The organism is Paraburkholderia gardini, from assembly GCF_907164545.1.
In the GTDB taxonomy this organism is placed as follows: Bacteria; Pseudomonadota; Gammaproteobacteria; order Burkholderiales; family Burkholderiaceae; genus Paraburkholderia; species Paraburkholderia gardini.
In genome coordinates, this window is the sequence record NZ_CAJQZB010000013.1 from 1 (window position 1) to 19,656 (window position 19,656).

Annotated in this window: 18 protein-coding genes and 1 pseudogene; 5 read left to right on the forward strand and 14 right to left on the reverse strand. The window is 62.0% G+C overall.

Going from position 1 to position 19,656, the window contains the following annotated elements:
• Positions 1 to 131 (forward strand): annotated as a pseudogene (locus LPA37_RS11485) (IS5/IS1182 family transposase); the annotation flags it as partial.
• A 6-nt stretch (positions 132 to 137) separates the two neighbouring features.
• Here the strand turns inward: LPA37_RS11485 and LPA37_RS11490 are convergent.
• From LPA37_RS11490 to LPA37_RS11530, 9 genes are read right to left on the reverse strand one after another with little or no spacing between them, the layout of a single operon-like run.
• The gene (locus LPA37_RS11490; protein WP_229012601.1) at positions 138 to 1,355 is read right to left on the reverse strand and encodes a dienelactone hydrolase family protein; all 1,218 of its coding nucleotides are present in this window, start codon (positions 1,353 to 1,355) and stop codon (positions 138 to 140) included.
• A gap of 39 nt (positions 1,356 to 1,394) precedes the next feature.
• Positions 1,395 to 3,032, reverse strand: coding sequence for an AMP-binding protein (locus LPA37_RS11495; protein ID WP_229012602.1), 1,638 nt, complete (start codon positions 3,030 to 3,032; stop codon positions 1,395 to 1,397).
• Positions 3,033 to 3,059: 27 nt separating this feature from the next.
• Positions 3,060 to 3,464, reverse strand: coding sequence for a RidA family protein (locus tag LPA37_RS11500; protein ID WP_228983598.1), 405 nt, complete (start codon positions 3,462 to 3,464; stop codon positions 3,060 to 3,062).
• Complete coding sequence (locus LPA37_RS11505; protein WP_407672513.1) at positions 3,461 to 3,880, reverse strand: acyl-CoA thioesterase; 420 nt, start codon at positions 3,878 to 3,880, stop codon at positions 3,461 to 3,463. The genes LPA37_RS11500 and LPA37_RS11505 overlap by 4 nt, the downstream gene beginning before the upstream one ends.
• A gap of 20 nt (positions 3,881 to 3,900) precedes the next feature.
• The gene (locus tag LPA37_RS11510) at positions 3,901 to 5,088 is read right to left on the reverse strand and encodes an acyl-CoA dehydrogenase family protein (RefSeq protein WP_229012657.1); all 1,188 of its coding nucleotides are present in this window, start codon (positions 5,086 to 5,088) and stop codon (positions 3,901 to 3,903) included.
• Positions 5,089 to 5,113: 25 nt separating this feature from the next.
• Entirely contained in the window at positions 5,114 to 5,965 is an 852-nt protein-coding gene (locus LPA37_RS11515) for an enoyl-CoA hydratase family protein (protein ID WP_229012603.1), read from the reverse strand.
• Between the two features lie 27 nt (positions 5,966 to 5,992).
• Complete coding sequence (locus LPA37_RS11520) at positions 5,993 to 6,559, reverse strand: MarR family winged helix-turn-helix transcriptional regulator (protein ID WP_229012604.1); 567 nt, start codon at positions 6,557 to 6,559, stop codon at positions 5,993 to 5,995.
• A complete protein-coding gene (locus LPA37_RS11525; protein WP_229012605.1) occupies positions 6,556 to 7,341 on the reverse strand; it encodes an SDR family NAD(P)-dependent oxidoreductase in 786 nt (261 codons plus the stop codon). The genes LPA37_RS11520 and LPA37_RS11525 overlap by 4 nt, the downstream gene beginning before the upstream one ends.
• Positions 7,338 to 9,710: a bifunctional salicylyl-CoA 5-hydroxylase/oxidoreductase gene (locus LPA37_RS11530; RefSeq protein WP_229012606.1), complete on the reverse strand. Its 2,373-nt coding sequence runs from the start codon at positions 9,708 to 9,710 to the stop codon at positions 7,338 to 7,340. The genes LPA37_RS11525 and LPA37_RS11530 overlap by 4 nt, the downstream gene beginning before the upstream one ends.
• 204 nt (positions 9,711 to 9,914) lie before the next feature.
• Between LPA37_RS11530 and LPA37_RS11535 the strand changes: the two genes are divergently transcribed.
• Positions 9,915 to 12,950: a transglycosylase domain-containing protein gene (locus LPA37_RS11535; RefSeq protein ID WP_229012607.1), complete on the forward strand. Its 3,036-nt coding sequence runs from the start codon at positions 9,915 to 9,917 to the stop codon at positions 12,948 to 12,950.
• Positions 12,951 to 13,071: 121 nt separating this feature from the next.
• Here LPA37_RS11535 and LPA37_RS11540 read toward each other — a convergent pair whose 3' ends face one another.
• Positions 13,072 to 13,557 carry a DinB family protein gene (locus tag LPA37_RS11540; RefSeq protein ID WP_229012608.1) on the reverse strand — a complete coding sequence of 162 codons (486 nt, stop codon included), beginning with the start codon at positions 13,555 to 13,557 and terminating at the stop codon, positions 13,072 to 13,074.
• A 134-nt stretch (positions 13,558 to 13,691) separates the two neighbouring features.
• On the opposite strand from LPA37_RS11540, the gene LPA37_RS11545 reads away from it, so the two are divergent.
• A complete protein-coding gene (locus LPA37_RS11545) occupies positions 13,692 to 14,315 on the forward strand; it encodes a TetR/AcrR family transcriptional regulator (RefSeq protein ID WP_229012609.1) in 624 nt (207 codons plus the stop codon).
• A gap of 45 nt (positions 14,316 to 14,360) precedes the next feature.
• Here the strand turns inward: LPA37_RS11545 and LPA37_RS11550 are convergent, their stop codons facing one another.
• The 4 genes from LPA37_RS11550 to LPA37_RS11565 all read right to left on the reverse strand — a co-directional run bounded on the left by LPA37_RS11550 (position 14,361) and on the right by LPA37_RS11565 (position 18,095).
• Positions 14,361 to 15,860: a CHASE2 domain-containing protein gene (locus LPA37_RS11550; protein WP_229012610.1), complete on the reverse strand. Its 1,500-nt coding sequence runs from the start codon at positions 15,858 to 15,860 to the stop codon at positions 14,361 to 14,363.
• Positions 15,861 to 15,883: 23 nt separating this feature from the next.
• On the reverse strand, positions 15,884 to 16,450 hold the full coding sequence (locus tag LPA37_RS11555; protein ID WP_229012611.1) for an OmpA family protein: 567 nt from the start codon (positions 16,448 to 16,450) through the stop codon (positions 15,884 to 15,886).
• A gap of 47 nt (positions 16,451 to 16,497) precedes the next feature.
• Entirely contained in the window at positions 16,498 to 16,965 is a 468-nt protein-coding gene (locus tag LPA37_RS11560) for a FecR family protein (protein ID WP_229012612.1), read from the reverse strand.
• 239 nt (positions 16,966 to 17,204) lie between these two features.
• Positions 17,205 to 18,095, reverse strand: coding sequence for a LysR family transcriptional regulator (locus tag LPA37_RS11565; protein ID WP_228979707.1), 891 nt, complete (start codon positions 18,093 to 18,095; stop codon positions 17,205 to 17,207).
• A gap of 122 nt (positions 18,096 to 18,217) precedes the next feature.
• Here LPA37_RS11565 and LPA37_RS11570 point away from each other — a divergent pair, with 122 nt between their 5' ends.
• Positions 18,218 to 18,958 (forward strand): SDR family NAD(P)-dependent oxidoreductase, encoded by a 741-nt coding sequence (locus LPA37_RS11570; RefSeq protein ID WP_228979705.1) that lies wholly within the window; start codon positions 18,218 to 18,220, stop codon positions 18,956 to 18,958.
• Positions 18,959 to 19,006: 48 nt separating this feature from the next.
• Positions 19,007 to 19,600, forward strand: a complete 594-nt coding sequence (locus tag LPA37_RS11575) for an NADPH-dependent F420 reductase (RefSeq protein WP_229012613.1) — start codon at positions 19,007 to 19,009, stop codon at positions 19,598 to 19,600.
• Positions 19,601 to 19,656: the final 56 nt, after the last annotated feature.

Genomic DNA, 19,656 nt, shown 5'->3' on the forward strand with positions numbered 1-19,656 from the left:
GTTGGCTCAACCGGTTCCGGCGACTGGCTCGCGACTACGAGCGCCTGCCCGAAACCTTGGCAGGTCTGCACTTCGTCGTCTTCGCTATGTTGATGCTCGTTCATGCTGCGCCGATTATCCAAAGTTCCTAACACGCTCTAAGCGTTGCTGCCCATCAGGCCGTTCGAAGGCAAGGTTTCGTCGAGCAGTTTCTTCGCGCTTTCGATGCCGGCCACCGGCAGGCCCGCCGGATTCAGCAGGCCGATCTGCACGAGTACCGACGCCTGGTCCCAGTAGATGTGCTCGTTATAGAGCTTGTCGCCGCGAAAGCATACGACGGCCAGCATCGGCACCTCGAAGTATTTGCCTGTGGGTGCGACGCCTGGCAGTATCCAGTCGATCTCGCGCGAATGTGTGCAGCTAAAGATGAATTCGTCGACGATGCGATCGGCGCCGATGGTCCGCGATATCGGGATCAGCTTTGTGTCGTCCGGGTTCGAGTTGACGAAGTGGTTCGTATAGAAGCGCTTCAGGTTGTCATGGCCGACGCCGCCCGTCATCGTTGGAACGTGGTTGACGTACGGATCGGCGACCATCGTCGGCATGACGGCGTCGACGTCGCGTGTGGCGAACTCGAAGTAGCAGTGCTGTTCCCACAACGCGTTCAGGTCGTACACCGGCCCAAGCACCTTGCGCAGCAGCGCGAGCGTGCGCGAATACGCCATCATGGTTGCGGGCTTGTCGTAGTGCGCGCGCCCCGGTGTCGCGAACGCGTGATCGCAGCCGGCATAGACATACTGCTCGATATGCGGCTGTTTGCTCAACGCAGCGCTGACGCGGGCACGTATATCCGGCGGGCACATTGCGTCGAGTTCGGGGAAGTGGAACACCATCGGACAGCGGATGGCCGCCACTTCGTCGAGATACTGCTCAAGTCCGACGCCGTAATAGCTCACCGCGCAATCCACATCTGTACGCGTGGCGGCCAGCAGCGCCAGCCTGCCGCCAAGGCAGTAGCCGATCGTGCCCACCTTGCCCGCCTGCTCGGGCAGGCCGCGCAACGCAGTGACAGTCGCCGCGATGTCCTTGCAGGCAAGATCGATATCGAAACGCGCCAGATACTGCATCGCTTCCTTGACGTCGGCCTCGCCATAACCGAGTACGACGCCTGGTTTCATGCGCCAGAAAAGATCCGGCACCATCACGACGTAGCCTTCCTCGGCGTAACGGTCAGCCATCGACTTCAGATAGCTGTTGATGCCGAAAATTTCCTGCAGCAATACAAGACCAGGACCCGATCCCTGCGCGGGACGGGCGATATACGCGCTAAAACGGCCGCCATCGTGGGCGGTGATTTCGATGAATGAACCTGCCATGTCGGAGCACTCCAGCAGAAACGATCGTGTCGGGATGAATTACATCGCGCGCAATGCGAACCGTTTGAGCTTGCCCGTTTCAGTGCGCGGCAAGGCGTCGATGAACGTGATCACGCGCGGGTATTTGTATGGCGCAATCGTATTTTTCACGAAATCCTGCAGTTGCGCGACCAGTTTGTCGCTGGGCGCATAGTTCGGGCGCAGCACGACAAATGCCTTCACGATCTGGCCGCGAGTTTCGTCGGCTGCGCCCACGACGCCGCATTCGGCTACCGCTTCATGCTGCATCAGCGCGCTTTCGACCTCCGGACCGGAGATGTTGTAGCCCGCGGATACGATCATGTCGTCGGCGCGCGCCTGGTAAAAAATGTAGCCGTCATCGTCCTGATACACCGAATCGCCGGGCAGATTCCAGCCGTCGCGCACGAATTTCAGCTGACGCTCGTCCGCAAGATAGCGGCAGCCGGTCGGGCCGCGCACCGCGAGCTTGCCGATCGTGCCGCGCGGCACGGGCTGCATCGCGTCGTCGACAACCTGCACGACGTAGCCCGGCACCGCACGGCCGATCGCATTCGGGCGTGCATCGTCCTCCGAAGCGGAGACGAAAATATGGATTAGCTCCGTGCCGCCGATGCCATCGATCATCTCAATGCCGCTTGCACCGCGCCATAGCGCGCGCGTCGAATCGGGCAGCGCCTCGCCAGCGGACACGCTTTTGTGCAGGCTCGATGTATCGAAGCGCGGCAATAGCGGCGCCATCTGGCGATAGAACGTGGGCGCGGTGAACATGATCGTCGCGCGAAAGCGTTCGACGGTTTGCAGCAACGTTTCCGGCGTGAGCCGTTCGATCAGCACCGTCGATGCGCCCGCGCGCAGCGGAAAGCACAGCATGCCGCCAAGGCCGAACGTGAACGCGAGCGGCGGCGTGCCGCAAAACACGTCGACCGGCGAAGGCTTGAGTATGTGGCGCGGAAACAGATCGCACATCGCGAGCACGTCGCGATGAAAATGCATGCAACCTTTTGGCGCACCTGTCGTGCCGCTCGTGAACGCGATCAGGCACACGTCGTCGCCGGCCGTATCGCACGCGGTGAACGTTTCAGGTTTGCCGGCGGCGAGCGTTTCGAGCGAATCCGCCGAATCGTCGTGAAAGACCCGGGTTTGCGTGAGGTCCTGACAATGGTATTCATCGCTACTGTCGGCGCAGCGCTTCAGTTCGTCGAAAAGACGCGTGTCGCACAACGCGGCGCCGATCTTCGCCTTGTCAATGATCTGCTTGAGTTCCTTGGCGCGCAGCAGCGGCATGGTCGGTACCACGACGAGACCAGCCTTGAGCGCGGCGAGAAACGCGACCGCCATCTGCAACGTATTCGGGCCGCGCAGCAGCAGACGATTGCCCGGCCGCAGGCCCATGTCTTCGACGAGCACGCGGGCGCTGCGATTCACGAGCGCAAGCAGTTCGCCGTAGGTGGTGGCTTGAGGGCGGCCGTCCACTTCCGACCAGATCGCGGGACGTTCCCGATATCCGGCCTCCACGCCGCGATCCAGCAGTTCGGTCGCACAGTTAAAGCGCGCGGGATACGCCACGTCCGGGTTGTCCAGCAGAAACACCGGCCATTGATCCTGCGGCGGCAGATTGTCCCGCGCAAAGGTATCGACGTGTGCTGACGGTTCCATCAGGGTCTCCCGGAACGAGTGAGATGTTTAGCGAACTTCGTGAGGAATCACGGCGGTCGCTTCGATTTCGACCTTTGCTTCGTCTTCGATGAGCGCAACCACCTGAACCGCGCTCATCGCGATGTCGTAATCGCCGATCAGTTCACGAAACGCGCCACCGATTTCCTTGAGCGAAGCGAGGTACTCGTGTTTGTCGGTGACGTACCACGTCAGACGCACCAGATGCTCCGGCTTGCCGTTTGCTTCGCGCAGCACCGCGACCACGTTGCGCAGCGCCTGGATCGCCTGCGCGGCGAATTCGGTGCTCTGGAATTTCGCGGATTCATCCCAGCCGATCTGTCCGGCGATGAAAACCTGCGTGCCGCTCGCGGCGACGCCATTTGCGTAACCGCGCGGCTTGACCCAACCGGCGGGCAGCAGAGATTTTTTCATGAGCGAAGCTCCTGCGTGGATGGGCAATGCGGGGCGAACGCGGCCAGGGCGGCGGCGATGTCGCCAGGAATATCGATTGACGCGCCCGATTCGAGCGACGTCGTGACCAGCACCTGGTGCGCGCGAAAGCGCACCTCGTCGCCGCACCGGCCGACGATATCGATCCGGATGGAACGCCGGCCTCTAGCTGCCAGCGAAAGCGACAGCGTGACGGTTTCGCCCATCCGGCTTGGACGCGAAAACTCGCAGTCCAGCTTGACAATGGGCAGACCTACGCGCCGCGTTTCGATCATGTGCGCGTAGTCGACGGCAAGGCGCTCGGTGAACCAGTCCTCGACCAGCGCGTTGGTCATCACCAGATACTGCGGAAAATAGACGATGCCAGCCGGGTCGCAATGCGCGAAGCGGATGCGCACAGGCAATTCGAACGTCGCGCTCATGGCTTCGGTTTCCTGCTTGCGCTTTCCAGAGCGTGCGCCTTGAGCACATCGCGCCCGACAATCAGTTGCTGCACTTCGGTCGCACCTTCGTAGATACGTAGCGCACGAATCTCGCGATACAGCATTTCGACGGCCGTGCCGCTTTGCACGCCCATACCGCCCCACAACTGGACGGCCGCATCGATCACCTGCTGCGCGCCTTCGCTGGCATGCCACTTCGCCATCGCGGCTTCGCGCGTGACGCTTTCACCCTGATCGCGCAGCCACGCGGCGCGATAGACAAGCAGGGCGCTGCTGTCGATGGTCAAGGCCATCTGCGCGAGCTTCGCCTGTGTCAGCTGGAAGTCGCCAAGCGTCTGGCCGAACATCTTGCGCGATGCCGCGCGTTCAAGACCCGCTTCCATCGCGTGACGCGCGAAGCCAAGCGATGCCGCCGCAACCGACGTACGAAAGATATCGAGCGTGCGCATTGCGATCTTGAAGCCTTCGCCGGGTGCGCCGAGCATCTGGCCGCGCGGCACGCGCGCGCCTGTAAAGCGAAGACGTGCAAGAGGATGCGGCGCGATCACGTCGATGCGTTCCGCGATTTCCAGGCCCGGCGTATCCGCATCGACGACAAACGCGCTGATGCCGCGCGCGCCGGGCGCTTCGCCGGTTCGCGCGAAGACAACGTAGAAGTCAGCGATACCGCCGTTGGAAATCCACGTCTTTTCGCCGTCGAGCACATAGGCATCGCCGTCGATGCGCGCCGGGAGCGCCATTGCGGCGACGTCCGACCCGGCCTCGGGTTCGGAGAGCGCGAATGCGGCAATCGCTGTACCGTTAGCCACGCGAAGCAGATAGCGCTGCTTCTGCTCATGCGTACCCGCCAGCGAAATCGCGCCGGAGCCGAGACCCTGCATGGCAAGCGCGAAATCGGCGAGGCCGGAATGTTTAGCGAGCGTTTCGCGCAGCAGGCACACGGCACGCGTATCGATCGTGTCGCCATGACCGCCGTAAGCGACGCCGCCGACGCCGTATTTCAGCCAGCCCGCTTCGCCCAGCGCGCGGACGAGATGGCGACAGGTCGCGTCGACGTCATCGTACTTTTGGTCACGAAGATGCGCGCTGGCCCACGCCTCGATGCCCACTGAGAGCTCGCGATGACGGTCTTCAAAGAACGGCCACGCGAGCGCGCCGTGCATGTCTGGTTTAGCGAAGGCGTTCAACTCAGTCTCCCTCGAACACGGGGCGCGACTTCGCCGCAAACGCGCGATACGCGCGGTCGAAATCGCGTGTGCTCATGCAGATCGCCTGCGCCTGCGCTTCGGATTCAATGGCTTCGTCGATGCTCATGCTCCATTCCTGATGCAGCATCTTCTTCGTGATGCCATGCGCGAACGTTGGACCGGCGACGAGTTCGGCCGCGAGTTTCGCGGCTTCGTCGAGGAGCGCAGCCGGCTCGCACAGGCGGTTGTAGAAGCCCCACGCGAAGCCTTCCTCGCCGCTGGCGGAGCGGCCCGTGAGCAGCAGTTCGGTTGCGCGCCCCTGACCGATGATGCGCGGCAGGATCGAACACGCACCCATATCGCAGCCCGCAAGACCGACGCGCGAAAACAGGAACGCGAGTTTGCTGCGCGCCGTGCCCAGCCTGAGATCGGATGCCATCGCGAGAATCGCGCCTGCGCCGGCGCACACGCCGTCGACAGCCGCGACGACCGGTTGCGGACAATGCCGGATCGCCTTGACGAGGTCGCCCGTCATGCGCGTGAACATCAGCAGTTCCGGCATGGGCAGGTCGATCAGCGGACCGATGATTTCGTGCACGTCGCCGCCCGAGCAGAAGTTTTCGCCCGCACCGTGAATCACGACGGCCTTCACGTCCGTTGCATACACCAGTTGACGAAAAAGGTCGCGCAGTTCCGCGTACGATTCGAACGTCAGCGGATTCTTGCGCTCGGGACGGTTCAACGTGACCGTCGCGACGCCCGCGTTGACCGACCATCCGAAATACCGTGCTTCGTAGTTCGCGAGCGTCACGCGATTACCCGCGAGAAGCGCATCGGCGTTGTGTTGTGTCATGAACGTCTCCCTTCAATCCTGTTCGTATCAGTTGCCGAGGGTATCGAGGTTGTCGAGCAGATGCTTCTTGAGCTTGCCGAGCCGGCCATGTACCCGCGATTTCTCTTCGAGATCCAGGCCGCCGAACATTTCGACGACCCACTGTTCGTGCGCGATCGCCATCCTGTCGAACGATTTGCGGCCACTAGCCGTGAGCTTCACGCTGATCGAACGGCGGTCGTTCGGATCGACGCCGCGCACGACGAGGCCTTCTTTTTCGAGCTGATCTGTGATGCCCGTTACGTTGCCGCCCGTCACCATCATGCGGCGCGACAGCTCGGTCATCTTCAGTCCATCGGGATGACGTTCGAGTTGGGCCATCAGATCGAAACGCGGCAACGTCGTGTCGAATTCGACGCGCAGGCGCTTGCGCAATTCCGCCTGCACGAGATTGGTCGTGGTCAGCATGCGCAGCCACAGGCGTAGACCCATGTGACTGTCCGCGCCTGTACTCATCTCGAGATCGACCACGTTATCGGCCGGTTTGGCGACGCCTTTACGCGTCGTCCTTGCTTCAGAGGTGGGGTTTTTCTTTATTTTCGCGGTGGGGCTCATTCTATTTCTCCGCCTGAAACCGAGATCGACTGGCCGGTGATCGCGTCCGAGCCGGCGCCGCACAGCCAGAGCACGCTGTTCGCGACTTCCTCCGGCGCGACGAATCGGCGTTGGGGGTTCTGACGCAGCAGCGCTTCGCGCGCCTGCTGCTCGCTGCGCGATGTCGTCGCGGTGATCTGGTTTAGCGACGCGCGCAGCAGTTCTGTTTCGGTGTAACCGGGACATACCGCGTTCACGGTGATGCCTTGAGTCGCCACCTCGCGCGCGAGCGAGCGGGTCAGTCCGATCACGCCGTGTTTCGCGGCGCAATAGGCCGCGACGTACGCGTAGCCCGTTTGCCCCGCCGTGCTCGCCACGTTGACGATGCGGCCCGCGTTGCGTTCGAGCATCGCGGGCAACACCGCGCGCGTGCACAGAAAAACGCCGGTGAGATTCACGTCGAGCATGCGTTGCCAGAGGGCCATGTCGGTTCGCGCGAACGGTGCTGCCTGCGCCTGACCCGCGTTGTTGATGAGCACGTCGACCGCACCCATGCACGTGGTCGCTTCAGCAAATGCTGTGATGACCGCAGCTTCCTGCGTGACGTCGACGCTAACGACGCTCACTTCGCCGGCACCGCTCAACGCTTCGCGTTGTGCTTCGAGCTTTGCCGTATCGCGGCCCATCAGCGTGACGCGTGCGCCCGCGCGCACGAGCGCCGCGGCGGTTGCCGCGCCAATGCCGCTGCCGCCGCCCGTGACGACGGCGTGCCGTCCTTCAACTCCCCGCCATGCGTGGCTCACGATGTGCCCTCCGCGCGCTGCGCGCGTTCCTGCGGCGAGAGCCGCGCGTTCTCCGCGGCCTTAGCGCGTTCGCGCTCAAGATTGCGTTCAAGCTGCGATTTCGCGGCGGTGTACTGCTTCGGCCATGCGATGTCGAAATAGCCGATCCGTGCAGCCTCGTTGAGCGTCCACGAAGGATTCGCCAGATGCGGACGGGCGACCGCACACAGATCGGCACGCCCCGCCGCGATGATGCTGTTGACGTGATCCGCTTCCGAAATCGCACCGACAGCGATCGTGGCGATGCCCGCTTCGTTGCGGATGCGATCGGCGAACGGCGTCTGAAACATGCGGCCGTATACGGGTTTTTCTTCCTTGCTGACCTGTCCCGACGACACGTCGATCATGTCCACGCCCGCCGCCTTGAACGCGCGGGCGATGGCGACGGCGTCATCCGGTGTCGTGCCGCCGTCTACCCAGTCGTGCGCGGAAATGCGGACCGAAACCGGTTTGTCGGCAGGCCAGACCTTGCGGATCGCGGCGAACACCTGCAACGGATAACGCAGACGGTCTTCGAGCGAACCCCCGTATTCATCGGTTCGATGGTTGGTGAGCGGCGAAAGGAAGCTCGACAGGAAATAGCCATGCGCGCAATGCAGTTCGAGCCAGTCGAAGGAAGCTTCAGCGGCCATTTCCGTCGCGCGCACGAACTGCGCTTCGATCGTGCGCAGATCGTCGTGCGTCGCTTCACGCGACCACTGGCTCACCCCGTGCAGATACTGTTGCGGCGACGCGGAAACCAGCGGCCAGTTGTGATCGGGCAAAGGTTGATCGATGCCTTCCCATGCGACGCGCGTCGATGCCTTGGCGCCCGCGTGCCCCAGCTGCAAACCGATTTTTGCATCCGACTGTGCGTGCACGAAGTCGACAATCCGCCGCCAGGCATGGAGATGTTCAGATGCGTACATGCCGGGACATCCGGGCGTGATGCGCGCTTCCGCGGAGACACATGTCATCTCCGTCATGACGAGCGCGGCGCCGCCCATCGCGCGTGCGCCGAGATGCATCAGGTGATAGTCGCCCGCGATGCCATCGACCGCCGAATACTGTGCCATCGGCGAAACGACGACGCGATTTTTCAACGTCACGCCACGCAACGTGAAAGGCGTGAACATCGGCGGGACCGGACGGTTGCTTTCAGCGCGCGTCATGCCGGCTTCGCTTGCGAGCCAGTCTTCGAACTGCGAGACGTAACGTGCATCGCGCGCGCGAAGATTTTCGTGAGAGATACGCTGCGAGCGTGTGAGCAGCGAATAGGCGAACTGCTCCGGATCGAACGACGTATAGCGGTCGACGTTCTCGAACCATTCTGTCGAATTACGCGCGGCGTTCTGGATGCGCAGAACGTCGACGCTGCGGACTTCGGTGTAGTGCCTGAGCGCATCGCTGAGGCTCTCGGGATGGGCGCTGATGCTGGTGGCCAGTTCGATCGCGTCTTCCAGTGCGAGCTTCGTGCCGGAGCCGATTGAGAAGTGCGCGGTGTGCGCTGCATCGCCCATGAGGACGACCGGCGTTGTGCCGCCGTTGGCGCGCGGCTTCCAGTGCACCCATTCCCTGTTGATGACGCGCGGAAAGCGGATCCATTGCGACGAGCCGCGCAGATGGCTCGCGTTCGAAAGCAGCGGATTGCCGTCGAGGTATTGCGCAAAGAGGCGCTCGCAGAAGGCAATGCCTTCTTCCTTGCTCATTTCATCGAGACCCGCGGCGCGCCACACATGCTCAGGCGTTTCGACGATGAACGTCGACGTGTTGTCGTCGAAACGGTATGCGTGTGCCTGGAACCAGCCCCATTCGGTTTCTTCGAAGGCGAACGTGAACGCGTCGAAGAGTTTCTTCGTGCCGAGCCAGACGAAGCGGCAGTTGCGCATGTCGATGTCGGGCTGAAACGTGGAGACGTATTTCTGGCGGATCGCGCTGTTGGCGCCGTCGCACGCGATGATCAGGTCGGCTTCATAGACGTCGTCATCGGTGACCTGGGTTTCGAAGACGAGCTTGACGCCCAGTTCCTCGCAGCGCGCCTGCAGGATATTGAGCAGACGTTTGCGACCGATGCCGCAAAAGCCGTGGCCCGACGAGCGGACCTGTTTGCCGCGAAAGTTGATTTCGATGTCGTCCCAGTGGTTGAACGCATCGAGGATGCTGTCGGCACTGGGCGCGTCGGCCGCGCGCAGGTTGCCGAGTGTCTGGTCGGAAAACACGACGCCCCAGCCGAAGGTGTCATACGGCCGGTTGCGTTCGACAACCGTTACCTCGTGCTGCGGGTTCCGGCCCTTCATCAACAGCCCGAAATACAGGCCAGCCGGGCCTCCCCCAATACAGACGATACGCATGCCGTGCTCCAGACGTGGATTTCTGGATTTAATTTAGTCCTTGATAGTTTAGATGTCAAGTAAATAGCAATGCGGATGATGTGCCTTGCCACGCACCCGATCTGGTCGCGTCGGGTAAGCCCGGACGGGTCCGCACCCGTATTCCGCGCTAGACTGATCCTGGTTAGTTTTTCGTGATATGGCAGTTGCCTGGGAGACATCGCCATGAACCGGCCACTGGTTCGGTTTTCGCTTCGTACGCTGGATGCTGCGCGGGTCTGGAAATGGCTCAAGTGGTCTCTGGTTGCAGTCTTTCTGCTCGCACTGGTAGTCGTCGCAAGGTTTTGCCAGATCGAAATCGAAACCTCCCGGTTGCAGGCGCGCTATTTGTCAGAACTGACGCGCGACGTCGGTTTCACGCCAGGCGACGGCGTGAGCCCCAGTATCCGCTTTCCCACTCACGGTCCCTACGATGAGCGTCTCGGTTACGCGCTGTTGCCGTCGTTCCAGCAGCGTCTGACTGAGCGCGACTTTGCCGTTGCATCACAGGCGCGCGATTCCGCGCAGATGCTCTCGCTCGCGGACGATGGCCTGTTCCTGCCCTACCACGAGAAAGACCAGGCGGGCCTGCAATTGTTTGACGGCACCGGCGCGCTGCTGTTTGACAGACGTTATCCGGGCCGCGTCTACGACAGCTTCGAGGCGATTCCGCCGCTCGTCGTCAACGCGCTGCTGTTCATCGAAGACCGTTACCTGCTCGACGCGGATCAGCCGGACCGCAACCCCGCGATCGACTGGGGGCGCTTCAGCCGCGCGCTGGTTGACCAGGGCATACGCGTGTTCAACCGGCAGCAATCGACGCCGGGCGGCAGCACACTCGCCACGCAGATCGAGAAGTTCCGCCACTCGCCTGGCGGGCGCACGACGACGCCGCCAGAGAAGCTGCGGCAGATCGCATCGGCTTCGGTGCGTGCCTATCTGGACGGGCCGCAGACCATGCCCGCGCGGCGTCAGATCGTCAAGGTCTATCTGAATTCGGTGCCACTTGCGGCGCAGCCTGGTCTCGGCGAGATCAACGGCATTGGCGACGGCCTTGCCGCGTGGTACGGGCGTGACTTCGACGAAGTCAACCGCATCCTCGATGCGCCCACATCCGATGACAACCTCGCCGCCCAGGCGGTGGCGTTCAGGCAGGTTCTGTCACTGATGATCGCGCAACGCGCGCCGTCATACTTTCTGCATCATGGCTATGGCGATCTCGAACGCCGGACCGACAGCTATCTGCGACTGCTGGCGACAGGTGGCGTCATTTCGCCTTCGCTGCGCGATGCGGCGCTCGCCGCGCATCTCGAACTGAGCTCACCGCCACGCAGACATTCGACCGAATCGTTCGTCAGCCGCAAGGCGGTCACCTCGATGCGCGCCCATCTGCTGGCGGCGCTCGGCATACCTGGGTTCTATGAACTCGACAGGCTCGATCTGCAGGTGACCGGTACGCTCAACAACGCGGTTCAGCAGGCGGTGAGCGACCGGCTCGCAAGCGCGGCAACCCACGACGGCGCGCGGGCCGCGGGACTGTACGGCTTCGAAATGCTGCGCCCTCAGGACGATCCATCGAAGATCGCCTACAGTTTCACGCTGTTCGAACGGCGCAACGGCGCGAACCTCCTGAGGGTGCAAACCGACAGCGTCAATGAACCGTTCGACATCAACCAGGGCGCGCGCCTGAATCTCGGGTCGACGGCCAAGCTGCGTGCGCTCATCACGTACCTGCAGATCGTCTCCGACCTGCACACGCGTTATGCGTCGCTGAGCACGGCGGAGCTTAAACGCGTCAAACCCGATCCGATGGATGCGCTGACACGCTGGGCACTCGACTACCTCACACATACGTCGGACCGCTCCCTGCAGAATATGCTCAATGCCGCGGTGGAAAGAAAATACTCAGCCAGCCCGGGCGAGACGTTCTATACGGGCGGCGGCGCGCAGGCGTTCAGTAATTTCGAATCGGGCGATAACGGCCGCATTCTGACCGTGCACGCAGCATTCCAGCACTCGGTGAATCTCGTGTTCGTGCGTCTGATGCGTGACATCGTGCACTACGAGATGATCCAGACCTCGGGGTCGTCTTCCCACTGGCTCGCCGATCCCGCGACACGCAAGCTGTATCTCACACGTTTTGCCGATCAGGAAAGCCGCGTGTACATGAAGCGCTTCTACACGAAGTACCATGGCAAGACGCCCGACGAAGCGCTGGCGATTCTGCTGCAAGGCGTGCGCAAGTCGCCGCCGAAGATCGCGACGGTGCTGCGCAGCGTCGCGCCCGACAGCTCGCAGGCATGGTTCGACGCGCGGATGCGCGCGGCCTTGAAAGGCACGTCCGCGGCGTCGCTTGCGGAGGACGATCTTGCGAAGCTCTACATGAAGTACGCGATTGACCGCTTCAATCTGAATGATCGCGGTTATATCGCGAGCGTGCATCCGCTGGAGTTGTGGACCGTCAACTATCTGCGTGAACATCCGGACGCAACGCTCGACCAGTTGCAGAACGCGAGCCGCGACGTGCGTCCTGGCACCTATTCCTGGCTCTTCAAGACGCGCTACCACGCGACGCAGGACCGCCGGATCAAACGCATGGTGGAACTGCGTGCGTACGACGCGATCGGCAAATCGTGGCAGGCGCTAGGGTATCCGTTCGCGAACCTGACACCGTCGTATGCGGCGGCCATCGGTGCATCGGGTGACCGGCCGGCCGCACTCGCGCAACTGATCGGCGTGATCGCCAACGGCGGCGACAAGGTGCCGACCGAAAGCATCGCGCAACTCGACTTCGCGAAGGATACGCCGTATGAGACGCATTTCACGCGAGCGTCAGTGGCCCCGCAGGCCATGGTGTCGCCGCAGATTGTCAACGTGGTGCGTGAGTTGTTGAATGACGTGGTGCAGGGCGGCACCGCAAAGCGCCTTGCCCAGGGCATGACGTTCCCTGATGGCAGGACGCTCGCGGTGTACGGCAAAACCGGGACAGGCGACCAGCGCTTCGATGTGTTTGCGCCCGGTGCCCGGCTGATCGAGTCGCGCAAGGTCAACCGGACCGCAATTTTTGTATTCGCGTTCGGCAACCGTTTCTTTGGTGCGTTGACCGCTTACGTTCACGAGCCGTATGCGGCCCGCTACGATTTTACGAGCGCGATGGCGGTGCAGTTTCTGAAGTCGCTCGCACCGGCGTTGCAGCCGTTGCTCGATAGCAATAGCCGCTGAGCGATCGCATCTTGAGCGGCATGCTGGAAATAACCGCGGCGTAGCCGATATTCACCGCAGCCGGCTCACAGGCCGCAATGTCTCTGCCACGTAGCCGTCATCAGGTAGTTGCCCACCTGCATCACGCCGCGTCTTCGAGAAAGTCCGTGATCGCATCACGACTCGGCGTGAGACCTCTCAACTGAAGAACGGCACCGGCATTGCCGCGATGATACGTTCCATGCAAACACACGTGCAGGATGATCTCACCTCGCCGCATGCGCGCCGGCTTTCCGCTGGTGAAGACAAAATCGACAGGCTGCTCGAAATCGCTCTCCGCCAGACTATCCACGTAATGCGCGTACCAGTCGCCGACCTCGCGCGCACTGCACGCAAGCGCCTGGAGCTCCGGCATTCTCTCCGATCGCGGCGCCTGAAACGTGTGCGGCAGTCCCCGCAGGTGATGCTGAAAGATTGTGTCGACCACATGTATGTGGTCGAGGATGCGGAGCATGATCGACACATCCTCACTGGTCAGCCGGTTGAAATTCTGGCTGACTACATCGTGGAGGCCGCGATCGGCCCATCGTTTGATGGCAACAAGTTTCGAGTAAGGCTGACAGATCATGAGACATCTCCTTTCATCGTCGAGGTTGCGATACGTGTTCGATCCAGGTTGGCTGCTTCGTTGCGATTCGATTTACCAGATGCATAATACGAGTAACAACTCATATTTATCTACTCGCATCTGGAGCGCGGAAAATGGCGCGAAAACCGCTCACGAAACCCAGGAAACACGCCTCTCAAGGGAGATCGCGTGCGACGGTCGATGCGCTGATTCAAGCGACCGCTCGCATTCTGGTCAGGGACGGCTTCGATAAAGCCAGCACCAACCGTATCGCGGAAAAAGCGGGGGTGAGCGTCGGCTCGCTCTATCAGTATTTCCCCAGCAAAGAGGCGCTCGTTGCCGCCGTCATGAAGCGCCATGGTGAGGAACTCATGCAGGTCGTCCGTGATGCGCTGGCAGAGGCTGCGGCACTGCCGATGGAGCAGGCGGTGCGCGCGCTTGTCGTCGCGGCGATGGAGGCGCATCGCATCGATCCCAGGCTACATCGCGTGCTTGCGGAGCAGATTCCGCGTATGGGAAGACTTGAAAACACGGAAGTCCTGAACGGAGAAATTCATGCCCTGTTCAGGGCCTGGCTCGATGCCCATTGCGATGAATTCCGCCCGCTCGACCTGGGGCTTGCGGCGTTTGTGTGCGTGACATCGATAGAAGCACTGACGCATACAGCGGTCGTGCACCATTCCGAAAGCCTCTCTGAAGAAGCGTTTGGAGCGCTCGTCGACGAGGCTACCCGGCTCGTAGTCCGGTATCTGCAGTAGTCGCCGCGGTTGACGAGTGAGCACGCCATTCGCGCGACCGCTACCTCAAGGTCCTGGGGCCTTGCCGGTGCGGTCGTTGTCGTCTTCACGCCCCTCTGCGTGCGTGGCTTGTGTTCCGGTTTGTTCATCGACGCGGAGCAATGCGGGAGCAAAGAAGCAGCCCATGACCGCGGACAGGATAATGAAAATCGAGGCCGCATCGACCAGCAGGCCGAGATGGATGAAAATAAAGAAGCAGAATAAAACATTCAGCAGATGCAGGGAGACGCCGAGAAGGGCGGAACCCTTGGGCACGGCTCTCAGGAATAGCGCAAGCCGCGAATGGGTGCGGGGCACATACCAGATGATCAGCAATCCGAACGCCATGATGAAGGCGCTTTCCGCCCATTTCAGCCAGGTGGGGCGGCGCAGAAAACGTCCGTCGACAATCGTCTCGATGACCTGCGCCTGAATTTCGATGCCTGGCACCAGTTCCCCCAGCGCGGTCGTGCGCATGTCTGTCAGGCCGCTGCCGGTCAGTCCGACCAGCACCAGTTTGTTCCGGATCCGTTGCGGATCGACGGTTCCTTTCAGGATGTCGCGTGCCGACACGTAGCGGTTCAGCGTCGACCGGATGGACGCGAAATGCAACCAGATGTCACCTCCGGGCTGCGTGGGCACCTGCACATCCGCGACACCCACCGCCTGCACGCCCGATCCGTCGGCAAAGACGTCGATCGCCGATGAATCCGTGGCGAGGCGGAGCATTTCCATCGGCAGACTGGGGACCAGTTTCTCGCCCAGACCCATGATGAGAGGGATATGCCGGACCACACCCTGTTCGAGTGTCACGCTTAGCAGCGCCTGCCCGTGGGCCGCCGCCTGCAATTCTGGCAGGCTGGCGAGCACGTAGTCGTACCGTTGCACGCGGTCCAGCGGGTCGGCGCCATGCACGAGAATCGGAGCGCTTCGCAGATCGGTGCTGGTGGTGAAGGCGGCATGATCGAGCGCCGCGGCACCCAGTATGGTCGGCGCCGCGCGCAACGATCTGGCGAGAATGGCTTCGTGACTGGGAAGGGCCCGCAGGCCGGCGGCGAGCGCCGCAGCCGTTTTCGGCAGATTGCCGGCGACCTTGTCGGGAGACGTCTGATCCGGCTCCGGCATGTAAATGTCGAGACCGATAGCCAGCGGTTTCAAGGCCGCAATGGCATCGACCAGGTCGGCCAGCCGATTGCGCGGCCAGGGCCATTGACCGACGGTTGCCAGGGTTTCCTCATCGATCTCGACAATGGTCACGGGCTGGGTAGCCGGAATCCGCGGGAAGTGACGTTGATACTGGTCGAACAGAAGTTGCCGGGCCGTTCTAAAGGAGTCAGGGACCGCCTCGTCAAGCGCGCCCACGAAAGCCGGACGTGCTATGTCACTGGGCCACTCGCTGGACAGGTTGAGCAGGCTCAGGCTGAACAACACCACCAGTGCCACCGGACGCCCCTGGGCCGCCTTCAGCAGACTCCTGATCCGGACAAGCCAAGGGTCGTAATAACGTTTCATCGAAGGAAAGGCCATTCAGCCTCGATGACTCGTACAGGTCACTGGATTGTGATGACTGCGCGTCGGTTCATGCGATTGGGAACGCCATCTGCCGTGGGGACCAGTGGCTCGCGTTTGCCCCGGCCAGCAGTCTCTATCTGTCGGGCAGGAATGCCCTGCTTGATCAGGAAGGTTGCAACAGTCTCCGCCCGTCGCATGGACAGTCTGTCGTCGAACTCCTGAGAGCCCGCCAGATCGGTGTGACCGACCACCACGACCTGGGGCGCAGGCCAGTTAGTCAGGATGGCTTTTAACTTTTTGACGGTGGCGGATGACTCAGGCGCCAGTTCAGTGGCGGAGTCAAAGAGAAAAAAAATCGTAAATGTCGTGGGGCGAGGCGGTCGGGCCGCGAGCAGTTCGCCATATCGTGCCTGCACGCTGGATTGACTATCCATCGTTTTTTCGATGGCGCCGCCGCTGGTGACGTCGACCTCGGCGTAGGCCCTGTCTATCGTTTGCTCTCCGGTGGCGCTATGGACAATGACCTTTCCGACTTTGCCCTGCGGATCAGGCAACAGGATAATTCTGTCCGGGGGCGTGCTACAGCCGGCGAGAAAAGCCAGCATGACGCATGCCGCGCCACATGCCAGCCCGTGGCTTCGGATCGCGGCCCTCAACGTGCACGCTCCCCGTTACCGCCGACTTCGATGATAAATTCAGTGCCCCGCACGCCCAGCGTGCTGGTCGGCGTGCTGAAACGCACGGCATCGGGGTTGGCCTTCGCCAGCTTGCCGGAAATCACTGCGAGGGAGCCGCGTTTGACGGTGGCGTCGAGCACCCCGTCATGAGTTGTGGTATCGAACGCGAACTTGTTGAGATCGAGGGTGGTATTGGCGCCGGCCGAGAGTTGGGTGCTGTCACGCAGCGTGATGCCGACGGAGGATGCCGGGCCGGTCACGATGCGATCGCTGCCGTAGATCTCGCCGCCGATGGCCGCGCCCGAACTGCTCCCAGCCCGCTCGATCTGCACCGTGCCCTTGAGGGTCTTGACGACGCCGGCAGCGTCGGCGGCAAGTGCATTGGCGACAGCCATGCACCCACAGGCAAGAATCAAGGCATATTTGATGGCTTGAAGACGCATCGGTGGCACCTGATTGCGTAAGCGCTGCTTGCCGCGGGGCGGCCCGACTGCCCAATGTCGACCTGGTGTGGTGACCGGTCACGCCCCGACTGCTCGTAGAGCCGGAGCTTGTGAAGGACGTGCGGAATTACCGCTCCTGGAAGTCAGGTGGAGACGTTTTCGCTCGATCAAACAGACTACGACCCCGACCCGAATGACTCTGTGCGCTCCCGCGCATATCGCTGACTGATTCTGTTTGCCTAAACACGCTGCGGGAGGGCCGCGGCAAAAAAGTCAGTCGCGCGACGCACGCGTGCCGGTACAAACCGACGTTTAGGCCAGATGAGGCTGACGTCTCTGACGTCGCTTATAAATTCGTCGAGAATCGTGATCACGTCCGGATGTCGGAGCTCATCGGCAAGAGAGACCCCGGCAAACAGGCCGATTCCGACGCCGGCCAGAACACCGGCCCGGATCGTTTCGACACTGTTGGACGAAAGATTGCCGCGAACGGACACGCTGAATCGGCCTTCCGGTCCGACAAACGGCCAGTCCGCTGACTCCGTCAGGCCGCCATATAAAAGGCAATTGTGATCGACGAGCTCGGCGGGGGTCTTTGGAATTCCGTGTTGCTCGAAGTAGCGACGGGATCCGACGCATACGAGGGGGGTGCCGGCCACGCGCCTGACGACCGCGTCAGGATCGTTGACCGCGCCTACCCGGATCGCCAGATCAATCCGGTCTTCCACCATATCCCGCACGAAGTCCGAAAGAACCAGATCTACCTGAAGGCCGGGATTGAGTGACAACAGCTCGGGTACGAGCGGAAGAATATGAAGGCGGCCGAAAGTAGAGGCTGCGGCGATCCTGATCAGACCGGAGGCATCAAGCGTGCTGCTTGTCAGTTCGCTGTCGGCTTCATCCATCTCGTCGACAAGCGGTTTTGTCCGGTCGTAGTATCGCTGCCCCTGATCCGTCAGGGTCACGCTGCGCGTGCTTCGGTTGAATAGCATCACGCCGAGGCGCCTCTCCAGCGCGCCGACGGCCTTGCTGATGGCGGACTGCGAGTCGCCGGTTCGACGCGCCGCGGCGGAAAAACCGCCCGCTTCAACGACGGCGATGAAGGCGTTCAGTTCGTGAAACCGGTCCATTGCATTCCTCTCGTTCGACCCATTCTTTTGAAGCATGGATCTTATGAAAATTCCGCTGATTATCATTCGTGGAAGCGGCAATTATGATCCTTCTGTCATTCACGAACAGACAGAAGGTTTCAATGTCCACTCTCGCAGGAAAGATTGCCGTCATTAGCGGCGGAACGACCGGTATCGGTCTGGCGATCGCCCAGCGGTTTGTCGCCGAAGGCGCTCACGTTTTTATCTTCGGCCGTCGGCAGGCACAACTCGACGAGGCCGCCAGACTGATCGGACGCAACGTCACCGCTATCCAGGCCGACGCCGCGAACCTCGATGACCTCGATCGCGTCGCCGCGGCAGTAAGGGACGAAAAGGGTGTCGTCGACATCATCGTGTCGAACGCGGGTTTTACGGAGCAGGCTTCTGTCGACACCCTCACGCCCGCGCATTTCGACAAGGCGTTCAACCTCATGGCCCGCGGCCCCGTCTTCCTGGTGCAGAAGCTGCTGCCAGTGATGACAGGTGGCGGGTCGATCATTCTGGTCTCGTCGGCGATGCATCAGATGGGTATTCCTGGCCACACCGCTTACGCGGCGACGAAGGCGGCATTGCGTTCCTATGCCCGCACCTGGGCTGCGGAATTCAAGGATCGCGGCATTCGCGTCAACATACTCAGCCCCGGCGTTACCGATACCCCCATTCTCGATTCGCAGTCGGAGACACGCGAGGATCTCGTGAAGATGTACCAGGGCATGGTCCCGATCGGACGACTCGCCCAAGCTGGGGAGATTGCCAGCGCGGCGCTGTTCCTCGCGTCCGATCAGAGTTCTTACGTGACGGGTTCGGATCTGATGGCCGATGGTGGCATCGGCCAGGTCTGAGACGAGACACGCGCCGTCAGGGCGTTTCGATACACAAAGGAGAGCTCAATGAGCTACGCAATCATCGGGGCTGGCAAGATCGGGACGGCCATCGCCAGGGCGTTCGCCCGTCAGGGGATCGAAGTCGCCGTGGCAGGCAGGCGACCGCTGGATGCGCTCGTGGCGCAGATCGGCCCGTCGCTCGTCCCCCGGCCGATTGAGGACGCGATCAAGGCCGACGTCGTCATCCTGGCTGTCCCCTTCGCCGCCCACCGGGACATCGGGCGGGCCGCCGAAAGCTGGCAGGGGAAGATCGTGATCGACGCAACCAACGCGTTTGGCGTTCCCCCGGAAGAACTGGGCGGGCTGCCCTCGACCGCCGTTGTTGCGAAGGCGCTGCCTGGGGCGAAGCTGGTGAAGGCCTTTAACCACCTGCCAGCGGACGTCCTGGCCCAGGGGGCGGGGACGCCACAGGGAGGCCGCCGCGTCGTATTCATTTCCAGCGACGACGACGCGGCTAGCGCCTCGGTGGCGGCTCTCGTCGACCGGCTCGGCTTCGCCCCGATCGAGCTGGGGAAGCTCGGCGAGGGCGGCCTGCTCGTCCAGGCAAGGGGCCGCACGTGGGGCCAGCTTGTTTTCCAGGATCTGGCCAGGTTCGGCTGATCAAAGTGGCCGGGGACGCATTCGACCGGACCGTCACGACCAGCCTGAAGGGCACG